Here is a 22,839-nt window from a genome sequence, read left to right on the forward strand (position 1 = left end):
GAAGGGATAACGTCAAGCGTGCGGAGAAGTCACTTGAGCGCGACTTCTGTCGAACAGGGCCGAAACGAGAGCAGATTTTCGTTCGATTAGAATCATGAAATCCGCGCATGTGACTCAACCTCGCGTGCGGGTCGATCGCTGTGCTCTGCACCGTTATTCAGCCGAGCACAGCTTTAAGGAAGGCATGTTCCAGTTTCGCGATACGTAATCGCGGCGGTTTTATCGGGCCACACAAGGTTACAAGCCCGTGTTACGAATCAGTGACGTCATTTCGAGATCACAGTCGTCACGAACAGCGTATCTTACAGATCCCGCAGGTTATTCAATATGTCGCACTCGCACGCCCTACCACCATTGATGCGCTTCGGGCGGAAGCCGGGCCGACAGCTGCCGTCCGCGATATCTTCACCGGCACCGACTTATATGAAGGCGTACGGCTTTTCGGATCGAACGCATAAAGTGGAACAAGCGGATTTGCTTCCGGATAGTAAGCGCCACAGCATCCATCGGGCAACGAATATTCAATTACCATGTAGCTACGGATCACCCGTTCAATGCCGTCCGTCGACAATGCGAAGACATCGACGCGTTCGCCGGGATGTAGGTTGCGCCTTTGCAATTCCCTTGGATTCATGAAAATAACATCGCGTTGGCCAAACACCCCGCGGTAGCGGTCCGAATGCGAGTAAAGCGTGGTGTTGTATTGGTCATGGCTGCGCATCGTGGTGAGCCACAAGGCATCAGGATCGTCATGATAGGGATTTTCGTGCAGCCCATCGAACACGAGAAAATTTGCGCGGCCCGTTCGCGTGGCCCATATGCGTTCGCGCGCGCTCGATGCTAAATGAAAACCTCCCGGTTCTCTGATGCGTTTGTTGTAGTCCTGAAAAATTGGATAAACGATTTCGATGGCGTCACGAATTCTGTCATAGCTTGCAATGAGATACTCCCAGTGCACATGCGAGGAGGTTCCAAGCGTCGCACGTGCAATGCCGGCGACGATGGCAGGCTCGCTTTTTAAATATGGTGATGCTGGCGGATTGCGGCCGCCGGATGCATGAACCATCGACATGGAATCCTCAACGGTAATCGATTGAGGGCCATCTTTCTGTACATCGATCTCGGTTCGACCGAGGCAGGGCAAGATCAATGCGGCCTTGCCATGCACTAGATGGCTTCGGTTAAGTTTCGTTGCGATGTGCACGGTCAGATCAAGCTTGCGCATGGCAGCCTGAACGCGAACCCAGTCCGGGACGGCGGCGGCGAAATTGCCACCAAGTGCTACGAAGACGCGCGCGTCACCTCGCATCATCGATTCGATTGCAGCAATGACGTCGTGTCCATGTGATGTCGGAGGCCGGAAGCCGAAAGCGCGTTCAATGCCGTCAATAAGTTGCGGCGACGGCTTTTCCGTAATACCAACGGTACGATTGCCCTGCACGTTCGAATGACCGCGTACAGGGCAGATGCCAGCACCTGGCCGACCGATATTGGCGCGCAGCAGCGCAAGATTCGCGACCTGTTGAACGTTCTGCGTGCCGCGATGATGCTGCGTAAGCCCCATCCCATACACGATGATTGCGTTCTTCGCTTTTATGTAGACGCTAGCGGCGTTCTCAATATCACTACGTGTAAGGCCAGCTTGACGCTCGATCGCGTCCCAACTCGTGGAACGAAGATCCGTTAATAGCGCCTCGATACCATGTGTATGATCGCGAATAAATTCTATGTCCAAAACGCGCGGCGTGTTGGCGGACAGCGCCGCGTCATCGGCTGCAACGACTGCCTTCATTATGCCCTTGAGGACTGCGACATCACCGCCGACCCGAACTTGATAGAGGAAGGAACTGATCTGCGTAGAACCGAGCGTCGCCATTTCCACTGGATTCTGAGGCGACGCGAACCGTTCTAGCGCACGCTCGCGAAATGGGTTGAACGACACAATTTTCGCACCCCGCCGCGCGGCGCCATGCAAGTCGCTCATCATGCGCGGGCTGTTAGTGCCGGGGTTTTGCCCAAAGATGAAGATTGCATCTGCATGTTCGAAGTCTTCAAGCAATACCGTGCCTTTCCCCACCCCAATAGATTCCGGCAGCCCAACGCTTGTCGCCTCGTGGCACATATTCGAGCAATCAGGGAAGTTGTTTGTTCCAAACTCTCGTACGAAGATTTGATAAAGAAATGCGGCTTCATTAGATGCACGTCCGGACGTGTAAAAGTCAGCCTGATCGGGGGAATCGAGACCTCTTAGGTGCGTTGCGATCAGCTGAAACGCCTCCTCCCATTCGATTGCCTCGTATCGATCGGATGCTTCGTTATATACCATCGGGTGCGTCAGGCGTCCGGCCATTTCCAGATCGTAGTCGTCCCAGGCTTCCAATTCTGAGACGCTGTGCGCAGCGAAAAATTCGGGTGTACATCGATTGACTGTTGCTTCCCATGCCACCGCCTTCGCGCCATTTTCGCAAAACTCGAAAGATGACGTATGTTTCGGATCTGGCCACGCACATCCTGGGCAGTCGAAGCCTTCGGGTTGGTTCATTCGCAGTAGAGTCTTCGCACCTGAGACTGCGATACCTTGAAGCGCAAGCGCTTCCCCTGTTGCCTTCAACGCACCCCAACCGCCAGCAGGATCGCTGTAAATGCGAATTTCCTTTCTCTTAGCCATGACACCACCCTTTAAAAGAACTCTATGTGTTAAACCGTTGCCTTACCGTTTAGAGTGCAAAGCTGTTCCGGATTGCCAAGGATAGACGCCACCTTTTTCCGCACATGAAGCTCCGCTTGTCAAAATTTGGTATCCGAATAATCTGTTAAACCTAGCTCGATGCAGATTGGGCCAGCCGATCATCCGGCCGTGCACCCCATTGCATCGCAACAACTGGCGCATCGCCAAGTTAAGACGTTACGTTTTCCCCGACGCCTCGGAATACCAAACGAAAACATGCTTCCGTTGGAATGACACCAAAATCAGCAATTCGTGATTGGCTCGGATTTCCGTCCCGTTGTCTTGACAAGCGCTTTCGTCTTTCAGTACCTAGGCCATCTCGCCCGCTGGTCACCGCTGAAACATTGACGGGAACTGCTGCTGCGGTTCAAACTTCGAACAGCGATCTAACGATATCGCAAGGGGGGGGGTCGTCAAATACCTACCTCAGTTGCGTTTCATCATACGTTCGGCAGTTCGCTTTATACGAAGGTATAGCTAGTTCTGGCGTGGCACGGCATCGATCCGGGGTTTGCCTCGCTAAAGCGGCAATCTCTCACTCCGAAATGCATGCCAGTCCAAGCGTCGGCGTAGATCGAAATTCATACCTAGATATTAGCTGCCCACCGGTTCATGTGACTGTTTTACCCGTTGGTAGGGCTAGTGGAACAACCTCCGGCGCTTTAAATTTGAATCACTTCCGGTGATGTTGCTTTTCCCTACACAAGCGCTCCCGATTTAAGTCGACCGGCTACAACTTCGCAATCGGAGTTGGTTTGCAGCGACATCGTCCTTCAAGGCTCGCACGGGAAGCAAAGACACTGTCCTATCGTAAAAGAAGTCGCATATCGCTCTCACACTCAGGGGTATTGACAATGGCCTTTAAACGCGAAGACATGGGACATTGGAGAACCGTCACCGCCCGAATATTGTTATTCGCTGAATTGATCTGGTCGGTAGTCCTTTTGCCCGGTTGTACGTGGTCACCATCGGTGAATGTGTTAGGTGCGTATTACCCCGATTGGCTTCTCTGTATCGTCGCCGCAGCCACCGGGACAGTCCTGTTCCATTTGGTGTTGACACGTGCGTCGCTGAGCGATTGGCTCTACCCGCCAGCAATAGCTTACCCGGCGATATTTGCACTGCTGGCCCTTGCTGGTTGGTTGCTGTTTTTTTAAATGTCTTTCGAAGGTGAGAACACATGGCCGATACCGCTCAACGCCCGAGAAAAAAGCTTGCCACGGGCCTCTTATTGCTCGTTGTGATCGTATTGTGTATAGCAGTGATTTGGCGAGCGGATAATGAACCTCAAACGGATGATGCTTACGTGTACGCCGACACGATCAACGTTGTCCCAGAAGTGTCGGGGCGGATCGTAACGCTTGCCGTACGGGACAATCAACGGGTTAAAAAAGGTGACCTTCTTTTCGAACTGGATCAGCGTCCCTTCCAAGATGCGCTCGACAAGGCTCGTGCGTCGCTCATTCAACTTGATCAACAGATCATGCTGACGCAAAGATCCGTCAATGCACAAGTCCTAAACGCATCGGCTGCGCGCGCAAGTGTCGAACGGGCGCAATCCGCAGCCAAGCAGGCCAAGGACACTCTGCAACGCATGGAGCCGTTGGTTGACAAAGGGTATGTGTCAGCCGATGAGGTGGACCGAGCTCACACGTTGGCACAAAGCACCGCTGCCGAACTCACGTATGCTGGTTTGCAAGCGCGGGAGGCAACCGCAGCCGTCAGCGGAGTCGACGCTCTGCAAGCCCAGCGTGCAGTCGTGCAGGCGGAAATCGCTTCTGCCGAGTTAAACCTCGAATACGCAACTGTCCGAGCCCCATTCGACGGTGTGGTTGTGTCGCTTCGCACCACGCGTGGTCAATTCGCGTCTGCCTCGTCGCCCGTATTCACATTGATTGACACGGCTCATTGGTACGTCGTCGCGAACCTGCGCGAGACCGAACTTGCAAATATCGAGCCCGGCACGGATGCCACCATTTACCTAATGAGCAACACCTCAAAGCGTTTCCAGGGGAAAGTCGATTCGGTCGGCTTTGGTGTATCACCCGAAGACGGGGGAGGTCTTGCTCAAGGGCTGCCGCAGGTGCAGCGCAGTATTAATTGGGTCCATGTATCGCAACGGTTCCCCGTGAAAATCCTCGTCACCGACGCTGACATCAACCTCTTTCGGCTCGGAACGTCTGCGGTCGCAACGTTTCATCCGGCGACGAACGTCATCACCAAAGACGCGAATTGACTGATGAACCAACTACTCCTATTCCTTCGCGATGAGCTGACCCCGTTTCCTGGCCGGTTAAACGTCGCTTTGCGTTGTATAGCCAGCGCCGTCGTCGTTATCGTTGCGTCAATGACGCTTCAAGTTCCGTACCTCGCCGTATCACTGATTGTGGTTTTCTACGTAACCCAGTCGAATGTTGTGATAACGCGAATGATCGGCATGCTGTTTCTCGCGGGTACGACGCTCGCGATCGGTTGCACGGTGTTGCTACTCAAATGGACGTTTGACTATCCGCTGCTGCGCATAGTGTTTGCCAGCATCATATTTTTTTGTTGTGTTTACGCGATGCGTGTTTTTCAGTTTGGCGTCGTTTTCTTCATCGCAGCCCTCGTCGTCATCTACGCTCAAAGTTTCGTCGATGTGACGTCTAACGCTGAGGGAATCGTACGCGCGACGCTGTGGGTCTGGGTCGCAGTGTGTTACCCAATTGCCCTGACGCTGGTAGTCAATTCGCTAGTGCTGCCATTGGAGCCTCGTCAGCAACTTCGGAGAATGATGGTCTCTCAACTCGTTACGGTACGGAAAAGGCTAAGCGCGCTACACGAAGGCGCATCCGAGGTTTTCTCTGCGGGAATGTTCGACGTGCAAGCCTCCGTCACTTCGCTGCAAAAGCTACTGAGATTTACCGCAATGCGCGGCAAGCAAAACCCGCTCGCCGAAGCGCGAGATCTTGCGACAGTCACGGCGGTATCGAATCTTTACTTGGCTGCATCGAACCTGCACCCGATATCGGACAGAGCTGGGCAGATTGCGATGGACGCGAAGTCATTGGGTGACGGCTGTGCGACGTTGGCCGATTCAATTGAAAAAGACGTGCCGTTCTCGCTTTCGCCTGCCGCATGCGAAACATCCGTCGCCGACATGCCCTGGCCGTTGGTCGCCATACGAGGCTCGCTACGTGAGCTCGATGCGTTTGCGGTTGCGCAAGCCGACGCAATGCATGTGCCGCCAAATCAGCCTGTCCTCGCCGCCGACGCGTTCAGCAACCCCGTTTACGTACAGTTCTCGCTCAAGACCTTGCTGGCCGTGCTTGTCTGCTATGTCTTCTACAACGCGGCCGGATGGCAGGGTGTTCATACAGTGATGCTAACGTGTCTCATTGTTGCGCAACCCAGTCTCGGTGCGTCCGGTCGTCGGTCCATCCTTCGTTTCTGGGGCGCCGTGGTCGGAAGCCTGCTGGCGCTTCTCGTGGTCGTTTTCGTTCTTCCTAGAATTGACGGCATCGCCGCCTTGCTCATTGTCGTTGCGCCCATATTATTTGCTGGCGCCTGGATAGCCGCAGGCTCCGAACGAATCAGCTACGCAGGCGCGCAGTTGATGTTCACATTTTCACTGGCATTTCTCGACCAGTTTGCTCCGACGTATGATCTGACCGGAATCCGGGACCGTATGGTTGGCATCTTTCTCGGTGTTGCCGTCGCGACTTTCGTGCAGATGAACATCTGGCCGGAGGGCGAAGCCGCCCTACTCAGGCGCAAGCTGTCTGCCAGTCTCGCGGCCACAGCGAAGCTCCTCGCGATGGGACAATCGACGCAAAATCAAACAGTCATTGGCAAACAACGAATGGCTGCCTGGGCCGCACTTAGCGACTGCGAAGGGATGCTTTTGCGCGTTGCACTGGAGCCGACTTGGCGCGAAGGCGAAGAAGAGCGTGTCACGCTTTTCGCGAACTCGGTGTTTGTCGCTGCTCGGGAGCTTTTGCTCGCCGCCGACTCACTTCGGATCGCATTCGATGCTACCGAAACCCGTCTTTCCGCACATGTCGAAGAACACATTCGGATTTTTGCCTCCGGTGCTGTCTCGGCTATCGAAGCATATTCGACTGGACTGTCGACACTGCAGCCATCTGCCAGGACGCCTGACCTAGTCGGGCGTGAAGTTACGCTCGACGGTTTGGCTGGACACGATGCAAGGCTAATTGGCCAAATCAATCGGGTCCTGTTAGCTGTATCCAGCTTGCCAGAGTGGTTGGCAAAAGATACTTCCCTTCCATTAACGCTTCCAGCCGACACACGCCATGAATGATGCTATGTTCACCGTAATGCGTAGTCGTTGTGCCTTGTTCTCGGCCGCTATCGCGAGTGCGGTATTGCTCGGCGGTTGCGCGTTCATTCGTAACGATACCGCTCCAGTTGTGCAGGTCGCGGAAGATCGTGTCAAAGTCTCAGCGAAACTCGATTTGCCCGCTGCTGACTGGCCGTCCGAACAGTGGTGGCTTCGGTACGACGACGCGCAACTGTCCGCTCTTATCGATCAGGGCTTGGCAGCATCTCCGACGATGGCGCTCGCGCGTCAACGGGTGGCACAGGCTCGTGCGCAGGCAGAACTGACGGTAGCTTCAGCCGGGCCGCAGCTTTCCGCAAGTGGAACGATCGACCGCGAGCGTGTCTCGTCAAATGGGTTCCTGAGTGCGTACACCGGGACCGACCCGTCTATCGGCGCGAACGGACCGTGGTACACAACGGGACTAGTTGGTTTCGATGGCGCGTGGGACCTGGACATTTGGGGCCGGCACCGCGCACAGATTGCAGCGGCCGTGGGCGTGGACAATGCCAAAAAGGCGGAGGAAGCGGAAACTGCGCTCGAACTATCCACAGACATTGCGCGAACATACTATGCCGTGCAAACGGCCTATGCCGAAATTGATTTGCTGAAACAGCAGAAAGATGCGCTCCTGATCCAGGCCGATGCGCACCGTTCGCGATTCACAAGTGGGCTTGAGCCCGATACCGCGGCAAAACAGGCCGAAGCGAACCTTTTAACCGTAGATCAGCAGATCGCACAGGCATCGGAGCAAGTGACGAACGGACGCGAGTCGATTCGCGCGCTGATCGGTGCCGATTCTCGCGGGCTTGGCAACATGACGCCACAACCCCTGCCCGCGGTTACGACAGGCGTCCCGGATAGTCTCGGCTTTCAACTGCTTGCACGACGTCCTGATTTGCAAGCGCTGCATTGGTATGTTGTTTCGTCATTGAAGCAGGTGGACGCAGCAAAGGCAGCGTTTTATCCCGACTTTGATATCAAAGCGTTTTTCGGATTCAACGCATTGGATGTGTCTCAGTTGTTTCTTCATGCAAGCCAGCAAATCAACATCGGACCGGGCCTTTACCTCCCTGTATTTGACAGCGGCCGTCTCAACGCTTCGCTCCGCGGGGAGCGCGCGTCAAGTAATGCCACAATTCTGCAGTACAACCAAGCCGTATTAAACGCAGTTCGTGACGTGGCGCAAAACGGAAGCGCGTTGAAGGACTTAAACGTGCGGACAGCGATGCAGCAGAGAAAAATTCAGGACGTGCAGTTTATTCTTAACAGTGCAGCCGCTCGATATGGGCGGGGACTCATCGACAGGGTACAGGTGGAGCAGGCGCAGGAAATGGCGATACAGGAACAACTCGCGATGCTTAAACTGACGGGCCAGAGCCTCCAGACGTCCATTGCGCTCACGAAGACGTTGGGCGGCGGCTATCAGTCAGACGTTGGCGCACGGTGATTTTGCGTCAGGCTCGGCAGAGGTTGGAACCAAGTTTCGTCTATCGCAATATACGCACAAAACATGGCGCCTTCGGCAAGTGTGCCATCAGCGTTTTCGCGAGAGGGAGCAAAGCACTATCTCCGCGGGTCTTTGCGTGACTTAGCGCTGATCCAACTTTCACGCTGGGCGCGATCGCATGGCAAACAAAGCAATACATCGCTATGCGCCCTTGTCCAAACTGATTTCCTTTTAGAAGGATGAGCCTGATCTACCGCGTGCAGTAAATTACGCGTCCGTTTGGACAGGTACCCGCTCTTGCGTCGTTGAATGATCCTCCAGAGGCCAAAGAACAATATACCTTGTCGTTATTCGGCCAATGAGGCCTGTTTCAAACTGAATCGTCGCAATGGATCGCGGTCTGAAGCGCTTGGATTCAAAGAAACATCAATGCATCTTCGGCCAGCGCAGGTGTAACTCGGGCCTTAAGCAAATCGAGCCAAGCTTTGGTCTTCGCATCGAGGAAGTGTCGGGAAGGATAGAGCGCATACGCACCTACTTCAGGCGAGCGCCATGACGGAAGAATGCGAACCAGCCGCCCGCTCCGGATCGATTCCTTGACGGTAAAGCAAGGCAGCAAAATGATGCCGCTCGCTTGCTCTGCAGCGTGCAGAAGCACATCTGGGTTGTCCGAAACAATTGGTCCATTGGGCTCAACTTGGAAAGAGCGCCTTGCCGATTTCAGTTCCCACTGCGCGGAAGCGGACGAATTGACCAGGCGGATGCACGTGTGTTCCTGCAGGTCGCGCGGATGCTTTGGGGCTCCCCGGCGCGCCAAATATGCGGGCGCCGCACACATTATGCCGAATACCGTACCGAGTGGCAGCGCGACCATTCCCGAATCGGCGAGCTGCTGTGCCAAATAGATGCTTACATCGATCCCCTCGGCAAGTAGCGCTGGCATGTACTGCGAAGTCCCGTATTCGATGCTCACCTTCGGAAACGCCGCGCAAAATTCGGCAATAAGCGGCGCTACATAATGGCGGCCAAAGCTGCTCATGCATTGAATTCGAAGCCTTCCCGCCGGCTCAACGGTTGCGCCAGATGCGAACGCTTCGGCCACTTCCACCCGCTCCAAGATGTCACGACATTGACTGACATAGGTCAGACCTGTGCTGGTCAACGCGATCCTACGGGTAGTTCGTTGCAGCAACTTGGTACTCAGCCTCTTTTCCAGCCCCGAGACTAATCGCGATATTTGCGCGGTAGTTAGATCCATTTGTTCGGCGGCGGCCGTAAATGTTCCCGAGTCTACGACCCTGACGAACGCTGTCATGGCGTGTAGAAGTCCGTAGTCGAGATCTTTGCGCATGACGTAATTAACTTTCCAATTTGAGCCGATTGTTACCCACAATACGATTGCCCAGAATGATCGTCAAGCCGGTGCTGCGTCGAAGTTGTCACGAGACGGTAGTCCTCATTTTCGATCTTGGGAGTAAAACTCATGAATGGTGCAGAAAGCCTGTTGAAATCATTGGTCGCCAGTAACGTTGACGTGTGTTTTGGTAATCCTGGTACGTCCGAGATGCATTTTGTGGCAGCCCTCGACGCGGTTAAGGAAATGCGTCCGGTACTCGGCCTTCAGGAAAATGTGGTCACCGGCGCGGCTGACGGCTACGCACGGATGGCGGGCAAGCCCGCAGCCACTTTATTGCACCTAGGGCCGGGCCTAGCGAACGGTTTGAGCAATCTTCACAATGCGCGCCGTGCCTCCAGTCCGATAGTCAATATTGTGGGGGACCATGCGTCGTCGCATGCGCGCTACGACGCGCCACTAGCTTCCGATATCGCCGGATTTGCGCGCCCGGTTTCGGACTGGGTGCATTCGTCCACTAGCGCCCGCACCGTCGGTGCGGACGCGGCACGGGCGGTGCGCGCTGCGCGCGAAGCGCCTGGACAGATCGCTACACTAATTCTTCCAGCCGATACGGCTTGGGACGCCGCCGAAAGCGTAGCGGCTCCGCTGCCGCTGGCACCGCGTGCGCAAGCGGCTCCTTCGACCATCGACCGTATTGCCGACAAGCTGCGTGCAGATCTGCGCACAGTGCTCCTTGTCAGGGGCGAGGCGCTTCTTGGCGATGCCTTGATTGCGGCGGGGAAAATCGCGGCTAAGACCGGTGCGCGGCTAGTCTGCGACACGTTCGCGCCTCGAATTGAGCGCGGAGCATCCCGTGTCCATGTCGATCGGCTCCCATATTTCGGCGAAGTCGCCACAGAGTTCCTGGCCGGCACTCAAATGTTAATTTTGGTTGGCGCGCGCCCGCCGGTCAGCTTCTTTGCCTATCCTGACAAGCCTAGCTGGCTCACGCCTGATGGCTGCGAGGTCAACGTCTTGACGCATCCGCACGAAGACAGCGTAGCGGCGCTAACTGCCCTGTTGGACGCCGTGGATGGACACCACGCCGAGGAGTCGGTCATCAAGCGTGAAACGACATCCTTCTCCCTCAATGGCGGTTTGGACGCAGAAAGCATTGCGCAGATTGTGACGATGCACTTGCCTCTGAACGCGATCGTCGCCGATGAGGGCATCTCCTCGACCCTCCCCTACTACGACTTGCTAGGTACGGCCGCGCCGCATGACTTTCTCAATCTCACAGGCGGCGCTATCGGCAGCATGATGCCCGTATCGACAGGCGCCGGCATCGCATGCCCAGAGCGCAAGATCGTGACGTTAATTGGAGACGGCAGCGCGATGTATACCGTCCAGTCTCTCTGGACCCAGGCACGCGAGAATCTCGACATCGTCACCGTCGTGTATGCCAATCGAGGTTACAAAGTCCTCAATAACGAGTTGCGACGCGTCGGCGCTCCAACCGACGGAGCCGGCGCCATGGCAATGCTCGAACTAAATACGCCATCGTTGGACTGGGTGTCGATCGGACAGGGTCTCGGCGTAGCGTCGGTCCGAGCGAATTCAAAACGTGCGTTCGAGGCAGCTTTTGTCTCGGCGATGGCCCAACGAGGCCCGCGTCTGATCGAAGCAATCCTGGAATAAGCATTCAACACAACTATGCACGCAGCGAGACCGCGAAGGGAACTCATCGCGGCCCGGCTTCACACGATCAAGCACCACCACATAAACGCAACAACCTGAGGCTACGGCGGGTCGGTCAGGGGAGCCTTGTTTTCGGCGTCCTCCAATGCTGCAAGCCTAACCACTGTGCGATCAAAATTTAACCAGATAAAGGTAAAAATTATGTCCAGTCTGAAGCTTCCCTTCGCTCCCTCTGCAGAGCAGATCCGAGCTCGCCTCGAAACGATGAAAATTGCGCAACTTCGTGCCGGCGCGCCGTCGCTCGAACTACGAAAAGATCGAATCGACCGTGCAATCGATTTGCTGGACACGCATCGCGACGCGCTGATTGATGCGGTCCGCGCCGACTATGGCAGCCGCAGCCGCCAGCAAACTCTGCTCGCCGACATTCTGACTCCCATTGAAGGACTGCGATTTAATCGCGATCATCTTGATGAATGGATGCGAGCCCAATCGTCATTTGAGCCTTTCCCTGGAACTCGGGCGTGGGTCGAACACCAGCCGCTCGGCGTTGTTGGGATCATCAGTCCTTGGAACTTCCCAATTGTGCTCGCTTTTGGCCCACTGGCAAGTGCATTTGCCGCCGGCAACCGCGCCATGCTCAAGCCGTCGGAGCTGACCCCCGGCACCTCGGAACTGATCTGCGAACTGATTGCACGTTATTTCGACGCGGATGAGTTCACGACTGTGCTGGGTGGCCCGGAGACAGGGGCCACATTTAGCGCGCAAGCGTTCGACCATCTGATCTTTACGGGCAGTACCCAAGTAGCGCACCACATCATGCGCGCCGCATCGGACAACTTGGTGCCGGTCACGCTCGAGCTGGGCGGCAAGTCGCCCGTCATCGTTGCCCCAGATGCCGACCTGCGCCGCGCCGCTGAACGTGTGCTGACGGTGAAAACCTTTAACGCTGGACAAATCTGCCTTTCTCCGGATTACGTGCTTCTCCAAGCGGGGCGCGAAGATGAGTTTGTTGAATACGCCAGGGCTTCCGTCGCCCGGATGTATTCAACCATGCGCGACAATGCCGATTACACTTCGATGGTCAACGTGGCCGGGTTTGAGCGGCAGCACGCGCTGATCGCCGATGCGCTTGATAAAGGCGCCCGCGTTGTAAACCTCGCCCCGCCCGGTGAAGATCTGTCTGATCCGGCGATTCGCAAGGTCGCACCAAGCCTGATCGTCGATGCGACGGATTCCATGCGGGTGATGCAGGAGGAGATATTCGGACCATTGCTGCCGGTGGTGACCTACGAGACACTCGGGGACGCGATCGCCTATGTGAACGCCCATCCCCGGCCGCTTGCGCTTTATCTTTTCAGCGACAAGCAGGACGTACGCGAACAGGTAGCAGCGCATACCACGTCAGGGGCGATGGTCGTGAACGACGCAATGACTCACGTCTTCGTAGATGCACTACCGTTCGGCGGCGTCGGTGCCTCGGGCATGGGCCACTACCATGGCGAATATGGATTCCGGAGCCTGAGTCACGCCAAGCCGGTGCTGCTTCAAAGTGAAGGCGCGGAAACAAATCTTTTGATGCGAGCTCCGTACCCGAAAGGTGTAGAGCCGGCCATTGAAGAGCGGATCTCAGCCTGACTCGGAAGTGACGCATCCGTTCCGGCCTTGCATGAGAGCGAAGCCATGGTGTCAGCGCTCGCATGGCGTACGTTGACGGACATTATATTCACGCCCGTTAATCCGCAGGCTTACCGTACAAGTTGACTGCTGCCCACACCTTCCGGCTGCAGGTCATGGAGAAATCATGTGCACATGATAGTCGTGGTTGGAGGCGGTGCTGGCGGCCTTGAATTGGTCACCCGGCTCGGACGCTCATTGGGTAAGTCGCGACGTGCCGAGGTGACGCTGGTCGACAGCCAGATGACCCACCTCTGGAAACCGCTTCTGCATGAGGTGGCGGCTGGATCGCTCGATGCATCGGGAAACGAACTAGATTTTGTCGCCCAGGCGAAATGGAATCATTTTCTGTTTCTTGGAACCCTCTGCAACGTGGATCGTTCGAATCGACGGATTCGCCTTGCGGCCGTGATCGACGATCGGGGTGCCGAACTCATACCCCAACGAACAATCGACTACGACACTTTGGTGCTGGCGGTTGGAAGCACAACCAACGACTTCAAGACACCGGGTGTCGCGGAGCATTGCGTGTTTCTCGATACACCGCGCGATGCGGAGCGTTTCCGCAAGCGATTGTTGCAGCATTATTTAGCGGCTCATTCGCGTCGCAGTGAAAGCAAAATTCGCAATGAGGCCGTGAATATTGCGATCGTTGGAGCGGGAGCGACTGGTGTAGAGCTTGCGGCGGAACTACGCCATGCGGCTGGACAGTTTGCCCAGTACGGGCTTGACAGTATCGCCCCCGACGACATGCGGATCGCGCTTATCGATGCAGGGCCGCGCGTTCTTCCCGGCCTTTCCGCAAAGATCAGCGCCTCGGCTCAGGCTGCGCTCACGCGGATCGGCGTAACAGTCCTTACTTCCACCATGATCAATGAGAAAACGTCCGAAGGGCTTGTGACGCGTGAAGGAATTTGCATCCAGGCAAGTATGAAGGTCTGGGCGGCCGGCATTCGAGCCCCGCGGTTTCTTGGCAAAATCGATGGTCTCGAAGTTAATCACCTCGGCCAGTTACGGGTGAAGACGACGCTACAGACCACGCACGATGAGGATATCTTTGCTTTTGGGGACTGTGCTGCGTGTCCGATGAACGAAGACAACGAAAAAAATGGTGCCGCCACGCGCGCAAGCCGCGCATCAACAGGCTGAAATGCTAGCGAAGTCGATCGCATCGCGTGTCGAAGGGCGACCTTTGCTGACATACCAGTATCGCGACCTCGGTTCAATCATTTCATTGTCGAGGTTTAGCGCGATCGGACTTATAAAGGGCAATATTCCGGGAAGCTTCCTCGTACACGGGTGTTTAGCAAAGCTGATTTATGCCGCCCTTTATCGGATGCATCAGATCTGCGTCTATGGCCATGTCCGTGCGATTTTTCATATACTTGGAGGTCGCGTCGGGCGCCGAGCTTCACCGAGACTGAAACTCCACTGAGCGGGTCGGCTTTTGTGTGCGCGGGACGTTGCCCTAAGCCAAATTTCCCAGCGAAATCGAAGTGACCAGCTTTAAATAATATCGAATTATTATTTGATTCGGATATGACATCTGCGCTCGAGTGTGGTCAGGGAATGACCATCCAGGCGGTACATAGAAGTGTCGTTCCCTCCGGATACGGACTAAGCATATTTGATCAACACCAAACGCAGAAGGCACGCAGTGTCGGCCGAACTCAAAACGGCATCGCGGTATCTTAACTCCGATTGATACCAGCGATGCATCGAAAAGATGACGAACCTACCTTCCGGGGAAAATGCAGACTTCCTCGAACATGCTTCGTCGTAGTCAGCTACCGAAAAAGAGGTTACAGAAACTGACCGGACCCACGCACGCCACGCGCATGGCTGTGTGCACCTGCGCGCCTGAAGATGACGTGCCATTCATCGCAACACCGCCGTAACTTGGCTGTGTATGATCGCTGCTTGCGGCAATCTTCGCCTCGGCGGCCTGGATGTCGGCTGGGTAATGAATGTCGTTGCCGAGCGACGGGTTGTAACCCGCTTGCTCGACGCGTACCAGATCGGCACGTACTTCAGCGCGAGTTACGGGGCCATTGGTTTGCGCGAAGCTGAGAACAGGAACTGTCAACGTACCTGCTGCGAGAGCAATGCATACAAGAAATTTCTTCATGATAAATTCTCCAGATAATAAGTAATAAAAAGGGACGTCATCGGCTGACTTATAGCGAGCGGATACGCCTTACTTGGCTAAATATCCGCGTTGATACCGACAAAAATAGAATTCATTCTCTCTCCGCGAATGAGTTCAATGTAAGTCAACGGAAGTCTCACTACCAGCCCTACGAACGGCTATGGAGATCACACGAACCGATGTACATCCAAGACCTTTGTATGAGCAGTGGCGTAGAAGTAAGGAATAACCAAACGATGCGCTAAACTGCAAAGCGTTCCTGCTCGACGATTTCAAGGATTAGAATATCGACACATCGCAATACGTCTTTATTTTTCTAAAGCCTTGGGATGCCTATGACACGCAGCCCTTGCTGCCGCTAATCAGGAGGTGATGTGACACATGATCCGCGCGCGCTGAACAGCGCGTCTGAAGACCGGCAAACGGGGTCAACGGTCTATGTTGTAGACGACGATGACTCGATGCGCGCAGCCGTGAGCAATCTTCTACGGTCGGTTGACCTGCGAGTCGAGGCGTTTGCGTCAGCCCAGGAGTTTCTTGACTGCCGGAAAACGCACCTTCCAAGCTGCCTGATTCTTGATGTACGCCTGCGACAGGAAAGTGGCCTTGCCCTTCAGCAAGACATGGTGCGAGGCGGAGTACGCATTCCAATTTTATTCATGACGGGCCACGGCGATATCGAAATGTCGGTGCGCGCAATGAAAGCGGGCGCGTTGGATTTCCTAACGAAGCCGTTCCGGGATCAGGACCTGCTTGATGCCGTGACTCACGCGCTTGCAAGGGACGCCGAGCGGCTCGCGGGAGAGCAAGGCGCGGCGGATATTGTGCGCAGCTATGCCTCGCTGACTCCGCGTGAAAAACAGGTCATGACGCTCGTGGTCGCCGGGTTGATGAACAAACAAATAGCCGCCGAAATGAATCTGAGCGAGATTACCGTCAAAATTCATCGTGGACAACTCACAAAGAAAATGGGATCACGATCGGTCGCCGATCTGGTGCGAAAAGCTGAAGCCCTCGGGATTCGTCCCGATGTCTCGCAAAAAGCAAAATCGCAGTAGCATCCTTCGCCGGACGGCAATGGCAGACGTCCGGTGAATGCTGAAAGTTACACCACGCCGTTAGCAACATAATTGCCATCCAGGTTAATCCGCGTTATGCAACGGTGTGCTCATGCCTCGGCTGATGCTGGTTTTCGAGCGTATCCGCCCAAGACCAGCAATGAAGGCGCACCGTTCGACTCAACCTTGCGCAGCTCCATTTTGGGAGACCATCACTTCAATTCATTGCGCACCAGCGATATTGGAGCGGCTAAGAGTCTGGCGTTTCCCTTGGAATATTGGCGCTGCCTAGCATCGCTCCCGCCGAGAAAGTGAGGAAAATAGCTCAATTCAACTCTGAACTTTCGCACCGGCGTCAAGATTCGTCCAGCCGCCGCCGAGCGCCTTGAGCAGTAACACGCTGGCGCTCATCCGGCGCGCATTGATCTGTTCCTGCGTGCGCTGGTTGGTCAGCGCGATGGTCTGCGCAGTCACCACGTCGAGATAACTGACCGCGCCCGCCTGGTAGCGGTTGGTGGTCAGCGTCAACGCGAGCGTGGCGGCCGAGGTCGCGCGTTCCTGGCTCGCGGCTTCATCGGCAAGTGAATGCAGTGCCGACAAGTTGTCCTCGACCTGCTGGAACGAAACCAGCACCGTCTGCCGATAGTCCGCCACCGATCCTTGATATTGCGCCGTCGCGTTCTTGAGCGTGGCGTCGCGTCGGCCGCCATCGAAAATCGTGCCCGCAACTTGCGATCCCAAGGCCCAGAAGAGGCTCGGCGCGCTCAGCCACGGCGCGAAGAACGTGCTTTCAAGTCCTGCGCTTGCGGACAACGTCAGGTCAGGATAGAAGGCCGCGTGCGCCTCGCCGATCTGCGCGTTCGCCGCCGCCACGCGCCGCTCGGCGGCAGCAATATCGGGGCGGCGTTCGAGCAGTAGCGAGGGGAGGCCTGCCGGGATCTGCGGCACCGCATAGGCCAGCGCGGCGGGCGTGATTACAAACGTCGAAGCAGGCTCGCCGATCAACGTTGCGATGGCATGCTGCAACTGTGCGCGCTGGATATCGATGTCAGTGTCCTGGGTGCGCGTGCTTTCCAATTGCGTCTGCGCTTGCGCGACGGCAGAGGCATCGATCGCGCCATCCTTCAGTTGCTGTTGCAGCAGCGAGAGCGCGCGAGCGTAGGCAGTGACGGTATCGTCTAGCAGCTTCTTCTGTGTGTCGAGCGAGCGCAGATCGAAATAATCAACGGCGAGGTCGCTCGTCATCGAAAGCCGGACGGCTTCCAGATCCGCTTCGCTTGCCTGCGCGCTTGCTTGCGCGTTGACCGTTGCGTCCTTCAGGCGGCCGAACAGATCGGGTTCCCACGACGCAGCAAGACCCCCCGAATAGTCCGGGATCGTCTGGCCGGCCAGCGACTTGCCGACCAGGTTTTGCGAGGTCCTGTAACGCTGCTGCGACGCGTTCGCCGTGACGGTCGGGAAGAATCCCCCGCGCCGGTAATCGACAAAAGACCGCGCCGCCTGCAACTGCGAGACTGCCTTTTTTACCGTTTGGTTCGAGACATCGATACGCGCTTCCAATTGGTCCAGATTTACGTCATCGAACACGGTCCACCATGGGCCGCGCGTTTGCGTATCGGCGGGTTTTGCCATGGCCCAGCCGGGTGCCGCGGCACCCGCGTAATGCGTTGGGACGGCAACACCGGGCTTGGTGTAGGCAGGCAAGGTCATGCATGCCGCGAGCAAGCTGGCTGCACACAGCGTGAGGATCGTCTTTAAAAATGAGCGGTTTCGCATGATCATGGTCCTCACGAAGCCGCCGCTACGATCTGCACGGATTCTCCGGCGCTGATGGCGTCGCCGGGATTGTCGATCACACGATCGCCTGCAGCCAGCCCCGTGGTGACCTCCATGCGCGTGCCAAAATCGCGGCCAATCGTGACCGTCTTGAGCGCCGTCTTGCCGCTGCCGTCCACCACGGCGATAGTCACGCCGCCGGGGCGGAACAGCATCGCGCTGACAGGCAGTTCAAGCGCCGGCGCGGGAGTCTGCAACGCCAAATGGACTTGCACATAGGCGCCGGGCAACAACGCGCCGTCGTGGTTATCGACATCGACCTCCACGCGCAGCGTGCGGCTCACCGGATCAATTGCGCCCGAGTTCCGCGCGACCACCGCCTCGAACTTGCGCCCTGGAAACTGCTGGACGCTCAGATATGCCACTGTGCCCGCGTTCATATGAGACGCATCGGTTTGCGGGACATCGACGAACACACGCAGCCGGTCGATCTGCGAGACATGGAACAGTTCGCCTGGGTTTGCCGTGAGACCCGGGGTGCCGCCCGCTGTCACCAGCGCGCCGACATCCACGTTCCGTGCGGTTACCACGCCATCGAACGGCGCCGTAAGCTTTTCATATGAGACCAGTTCCGCCAGCCTTTTCACGTTTGCCTGCGCGGACTGCAACATCGCGCGCTTCGCCTGCATGTCGCTTTGCTTCGTATCGGCGTCCTGTTGCGAGACCGATTGCGTCTTCAGCATGTCTTGCCAACGTTGCGAGGTGCCTGCCGCATAGTTGTAGTTCGCGATAGCGGTCGCTTCATCAGCGCGAGCCTGTGCGAGCTCTGCATCGAGCTCCGGCGTCTGGATGACCGCAAGCATCTGACCTGCCTTCACCTTTGTACCGATGTCGGTGTACCAGTGCTGTAGATATCCGCTTGTGCGCGCGTAAATGGAGGCATCGGCGAAAGGCGTGACCGAACCCGGCAGGAGCAACTCTTGCACAGCAGGCGCGCTCGTGGGCTTGACGACCGAGACCGTGAGCGCACGTTGCGCGGCGACTTGTTGAGTGAGCGCGCTGCCTGCGTGCAGCCGTGGCACGATGCCCATGCTCAGCAAGGCGGCAGCAACGGCAGCCAGGGCAAGCGGCCCCAGGTAGCGGCGCTTGCTCGAAGGTGTCGTCGTGGTGGCGACGGGTTGATCGTTGTCAGGCTGGTTCATTTTGGGTCCTTCGGCATCGGCGTTCGTTAGATGGGAAGAGGCGTCGAGATTCGCGCCTTCGTGTCGCGGCGATTTGCAAGCCAGGCGTGCACCATGCCGAATACAACGGGTACGAACAGCAGCGTGGAGACGGTACCGAGCGCAAGACCGCCGATCACCGCACGGCCGAGCGGCGCGTTCTGTTCGCCACCGTCGCCCAAGCCGAGCGCCATCGGCAACATGCCGATCAGCATTGCCAATGCGGTCATGATTACGGGGCGGAATCGGTTGAAGCCCGCTTCGAGCCCGGCCCAGAGCGGCGCGGTGCCAGCCTGCAGCGACTCACGCGCGGTGTTTATCACGAGAATGCTGTTCGCGGTCGCAATGCCGATACACAAGATGGTTCCCGTCAGCGCGGGCACGCTCAGCGTGGTGTCCGTCGCGAACAACATCCACGCGATACCCGCAAGCGACGCCGGCAAGCCGCTGATAATGATGAGCGGGTCGAGCCACGACTGGAAGTTCACGACCATCAGCAGGTAGACCAGCACGATTGCAAACGCAAGACCTTCGCCCAGGCCGATAAAGGAGCTGTTCATCGATTGCACCTGACCGCGCATCACAATGGACGATCCTGGCGGCAACTGGACCTCTGCCTGATCGATGAGTTTTTGCACGTCGGTGGCGACGCCGCCGAGATCGCGTCCTTGCGTCGATGCAAAGATGTCCAGCACCGGTTGCACGTTGTAGTGCGAAACCACCGCCTGTTGTGAGCCGCGCGACACGGTGGCGAGCGCGCCGAGCTGGTTTTGCGGATTGGTGGACACGGCGCTTGTTGCAAGCGGCAGGTTGGCGAGTGTCTGCAACGAATGAATGTCGTATTGGGGCACTTCGGCCATCAACGGATAACTGACGCCGTTCTTGGGATCGAGCCAGAAGTTGGGCGTGGTCTGTGAGCTGCCCGACAAAGCGATCAGCAGGTTCTGCGCAACGTCCTTTTGCGTGAGGCGCGCCTGCATCGCCTTCGTACGGTCCACGTCGAGGTTCAGCGCGGGTTCGTCGCCCGGCTGCTGGATGCGCGCATCGACGAGACCACGCACGCTGCGCAGCTTCGCCAGCATCGCGTTCGCGACCTTGCGGTTGTCATCGAGCTTGTTGCCGACGATCTGGATATCGATAGGCGCGGGCAAGCCGAAGTTGAGAATCTGGCTCACGATATCCGCCGGCAGGAACGCGAACGTCGTGCCGGGAAACGACTGGTTCAGCACGTTGCGCAGTGTGGCCACGTACGAGGCGGTCGGCTTGTGTCCGGGCGCGAGCGTGATCATGATGTCGGCGTCTTCGGGGCCAATAGGATCGGACGAATCGTAGGTCAGGTTGATGCCGCTGACCGGCACGCCGATGTTGTCCAGCACCGCAGCCTGATCTTTCTTCGGAATCACGCTGCGGATCTTCGCTTCGACTTGATCGGTCAGACGCGCCGTTTGTTCAATGCGTGTGCCCGTCGGGGCGCGCATGTGCAGGCGGATTTCGCCTGCATCGACCGCGGGGAAGAAGTCGCGTCCCGCGAACGGCACCAGCGCGAGCGAACCTACACAGGCGAGCATGAAGACAGGCAGGAACCTGCGGCGGTTGTCGATTGCACGCAAGAGGATGCCCTTGTATTGCGTGCGCAGCTTTTCAAAGCGATGTTCGAACGCGGCCTGAAAACGGATCAGCACGGCGAATCGGCCGGCGGCCGCTTTGCCGTCCTTGGCGCGTGCGCGCAGCAACACCATTGCAAGCGTGGGAATCAGCGTGCGCGAGAAAAAGTATGAAGCGATCATGGCGAATACCACGGCTTCGGCCATCGGCACGAAGAGGTAACGCGCGACGCCGGAGAGCAGGAACATCGGGAGGAATACGATGCAGATGGCAAGCGTCGAGACGAACGTCGGCACTGCGATTTCGCCGGAGCCGTTAAGAATGGCATCGTGCAGCGGCTCGCCGTTCTCCAGATGATGCGTGATGTTTTCGATGGCGACCGTTGCATCGTCGACCAGGATACCGACCGCGAGCGCGAGGCCGCCGAGCGTCATGATGTTGATGGTCTGCCCGAGCACGGACAGCGCGATCAGCGAAGTCAGCACCGCAAGAGGAATAGTCACCGCAATGATCAATGTCGCGCGCCAGCTTCCAAGGAACAGCAGGATCATCAGCGCCGTGAGGCACGCGGCAATTACCGCCTCGCGGACCACGCCTGTGATCGCGGACTTCACGAACACAGACTGATCGCCAAGCGGCGTGATTTGGAGCGCCTTCGGCAAGCCTGCGGCGATCTTCGGCAGCATCGACTTCACCTGGCTGATGATGGTCAGCGTTGACGTGCTGCCGGTCTTCTCCACTTCGAGCAACGCAGCGCGCTTGCCGTCGCTGCGCACGATGTTGGTCTGCGGCGCGTAACCGTCGCGGACTTGCGCGACATCGCGCACGTACACCACGCCGCCCTTGACGGTCTTGATCGGCAGGTTGTTCAGCGCCGCGACACTGTCCGTGCTGCCGTTCATTTGCACGTTGTATTCACGCGTGCCGATCTTGGCCGTGCCGCCCGGCAGGATCAGGTTCTGCGCGTTCACGGCGTTGACCACGTCGATGGGTGCCAACCCTTTTGCCTGCAATGCACGCGGGTTGATATCGACCATGATCTGGCGGATCTTGCCGCCGAATGGCAGCGGCACTGCCGCGCCCTGGATGGTCGCGAGTTGCGTGCGGATGAAGCTGTTGCCGAGGTCGTAGAGCGTCTGCTCGGGCAGCGTGGTGCTGGAAAGGCCGAGCTGAAGGATCGGCACCGTCGAGGCGTTGTAGGTAATGATGTTCGGCGGCAGCGTGCCCGGCGGCAACACGCGGAGGATGGACGCGGAGTTCGATGCGGCTTCTGCGATCGCACGGTTGATATCGGCGCCGGGATGAAAGAACACCTTGATTACCGATACGCCGTTAAGCGATTGCGATTCAATATGTTCAATGTCTTCGACGTCTGATGTCAACGCCCGTTCGTAGTTGGACGTGATCCGGTGCGCCATGTCTTCGGCTGAAAAACCGTTATACGACCACACGATGCTGACCACCGGAATATCGATGTTCGGAAAAATATCGGTGGGCGTGCGCATGATCGCAAGCGGTCCGAGAATGAACAGCAGGATCGCAAGAACGATGAAGGTGTAGGGCCGGTGCAATGCCAGTCTGACGATCCACATGACGAATTCCAGGACGAGTTGGCCAAACAAATTTTGGATGAGGCTGCAAGTGATACGGCAATACGTTGCGATGGTCGGATTCTCTGCCGCTATATGGCGCGGCAAGAAATTGGAGAGCAAGGATGAAGGCATCGACTACGGTCGGAATGGTGGTTAACATCAACCACCAGCGCGATTGACTTGAATTTAGTTCATTGGTTATCCCGCCACTAGCCCTACCATCGGCTCC

14 protein-coding genes are annotated in these 22,839 nt (G+C 57.0%); 8 read left to right on the forward strand and 6 right to left on the reverse strand.

The genetic code is table 11. The annotated features are described in order from the left end of the window. Window positions 1-322: 322 nt before the first annotated feature. Window positions 323-2,668 carry an FdhF/YdeP family oxidoreductase gene (locus tag HB633_RS24400; RefSeq protein ID WP_213780690.1) on the reverse strand — a complete coding sequence of 782 codons (2,346 nt, stop codon included), beginning with the start codon at window positions 2,666-2,668 and terminating at the stop codon, window positions 323-325. Window positions 2,669-3,603: 935 nt separating this feature from the next. On the opposite strand from HB633_RS24400, the gene HB633_RS24405 reads away from it, so the two are divergent. The 4 genes from HB633_RS24405 to HB633_RS24420 are packed head-to-tail and all read left to right on the forward strand — an operon-like array spanning window position 3,604 to window position 8,499. Continuing rightward, window positions 3,604-3,885 carry a YtcA family lipoprotein gene (locus tag HB633_RS24405; RefSeq protein WP_213780813.1) on the forward strand — a complete coding sequence of 94 codons (282 nt, stop codon included), beginning with the start codon at window positions 3,604-3,606 and terminating at the stop codon, window positions 3,883-3,885. Between the two features lie 23 nt (window positions 3,886-3,908). Beyond that, complete coding sequence (mdtN, locus tag HB633_RS24410) at window positions 3,909-4,964, forward strand: multidrug transporter subunit MdtN (RefSeq protein ID WP_213780691.1); 1,056 nt, start codon at window positions 3,909-3,911, stop codon at window positions 4,962-4,964. A gap of 3 nt (window positions 4,965-4,967) precedes the next feature. After that, window positions 4,968-7,031 (forward strand): FUSC family protein, encoded by a 2,064-nt coding sequence (locus tag HB633_RS24415; RefSeq protein ID WP_213780692.1) that lies wholly within the window; start codon window positions 4,968-4,970, stop codon window positions 7,029-7,031. Further along, complete coding sequence (locus tag HB633_RS24420; RefSeq protein WP_213780693.1) at window positions 7,024-8,499, forward strand: efflux transporter outer membrane subunit; 1,476 nt, start codon at window positions 7,024-7,026, stop codon at window positions 8,497-8,499. The genes HB633_RS24415 and HB633_RS24420 overlap by 8 nt, the downstream gene beginning before the upstream one ends. A 415-nt stretch (window positions 8,500-8,914) precedes the next feature. On the opposite strand, the gene HB633_RS24425 is transcribed toward HB633_RS24420, so the two are convergent. Further along, complete coding sequence (locus HB633_RS24425) at window positions 8,915-9,850, reverse strand: LysR family transcriptional regulator (protein ID WP_213780694.1); 936 nt, start codon at window positions 9,848-9,850, stop codon at window positions 8,915-8,917. A gap of 132 nt (window positions 9,851-9,982) precedes the next feature. Here HB633_RS24425 and HB633_RS24430 point away from each other — a divergent pair, with 132 nt between their 5' ends. The 3 genes from HB633_RS24430 (at window position 9,983) to HB633_RS24440 (ending at window position 14,359) form a co-directional block, all read left to right on the forward strand. Further along, complete coding sequence (locus tag HB633_RS24430; protein WP_213780695.1) at window positions 9,983-11,533, forward strand: acetolactate synthase large subunit; 1,551 nt, start codon at window positions 9,983-9,985, stop codon at window positions 11,531-11,533. A 201-nt stretch (window positions 11,534-11,734) separates the two neighbouring features. Next, the gene (locus tag HB633_RS24435; RefSeq protein ID WP_213780696.1) at window positions 11,735-13,171 is read left to right on the forward strand and encodes a coniferyl aldehyde dehydrogenase; all 1,437 of its coding nucleotides are present in this window, start codon (window positions 11,735-11,737) and stop codon (window positions 13,169-13,171) included. Between the two features lie 174 nt (window positions 13,172-13,345). Then, window positions 13,346-14,359 (forward strand): FAD-dependent oxidoreductase, encoded by a 1,014-nt coding sequence (locus tag HB633_RS24440; protein WP_255581145.1) that lies wholly within the window; start codon window positions 13,346-13,348, stop codon window positions 14,357-14,359. A gap of 634 nt (window positions 14,360-14,993) precedes the next feature. Here HB633_RS24440 and HB633_RS24445 read toward each other — a convergent pair. Further along, a complete protein-coding gene (locus HB633_RS24445; protein WP_213780697.1) occupies window positions 14,994-15,338 on the reverse strand; it encodes a DUF4148 domain-containing protein in 345 nt (114 codons plus the stop codon). 416 nt (window positions 15,339-15,754) lie between these two features. Here HB633_RS24445 and HB633_RS24450 point away from each other — a divergent pair, with 416 nt between their 5' ends. Further along, window positions 15,755-16,417: a response regulator gene (locus tag HB633_RS24450; RefSeq protein ID WP_255581146.1), complete on the forward strand. Its 663-nt coding sequence runs from the start codon at window positions 15,755-15,757 to the stop codon at window positions 16,415-16,417. A gap of 330 nt (window positions 16,418-16,747) precedes the next feature. Here the strand turns inward: HB633_RS24450 and HB633_RS24455 are convergent, their stop codons facing one another. Genes HB633_RS24455 through HB633_RS24465 form a run of 3 tightly spaced genes read right to left on the reverse strand, consistent with a single transcriptional unit; the run spans window position 16,748 to window position 22,610 of the window. Further along, window positions 16,748-18,199: an efflux transporter outer membrane subunit gene (locus HB633_RS24455; protein ID WP_213780699.1), complete on the reverse strand. Its 1,452-nt coding sequence runs from the start codon at window positions 18,197-18,199 to the stop codon at window positions 16,748-16,750. 5 nt (window positions 18,200-18,204) lie between these two features. Next, window positions 18,205-19,395, reverse strand: a complete 1,191-nt coding sequence (locus HB633_RS24460) for an efflux RND transporter periplasmic adaptor subunit (protein ID WP_213780700.1) — start codon at window positions 19,393-19,395, stop codon at window positions 18,205-18,207. Window positions 19,396-19,421: 26 nt separating this feature from the next. After that, window positions 19,422-22,610 (reverse strand): efflux RND transporter permease subunit, encoded by a 3,189-nt coding sequence (locus HB633_RS24465; RefSeq protein ID WP_213780701.1) that lies wholly within the window; start codon window positions 22,608-22,610, stop codon window positions 19,422-19,424. Window positions 22,611-22,839 lie beyond the last annotated feature (229 nt).

It is taken from the genome of Caballeronia sp. dw_276, assembly GCF_018449635.1.
GTDB lineage: Bacteria > Pseudomonadota > Gammaproteobacteria > Burkholderiales > Burkholderiaceae > Caballeronia.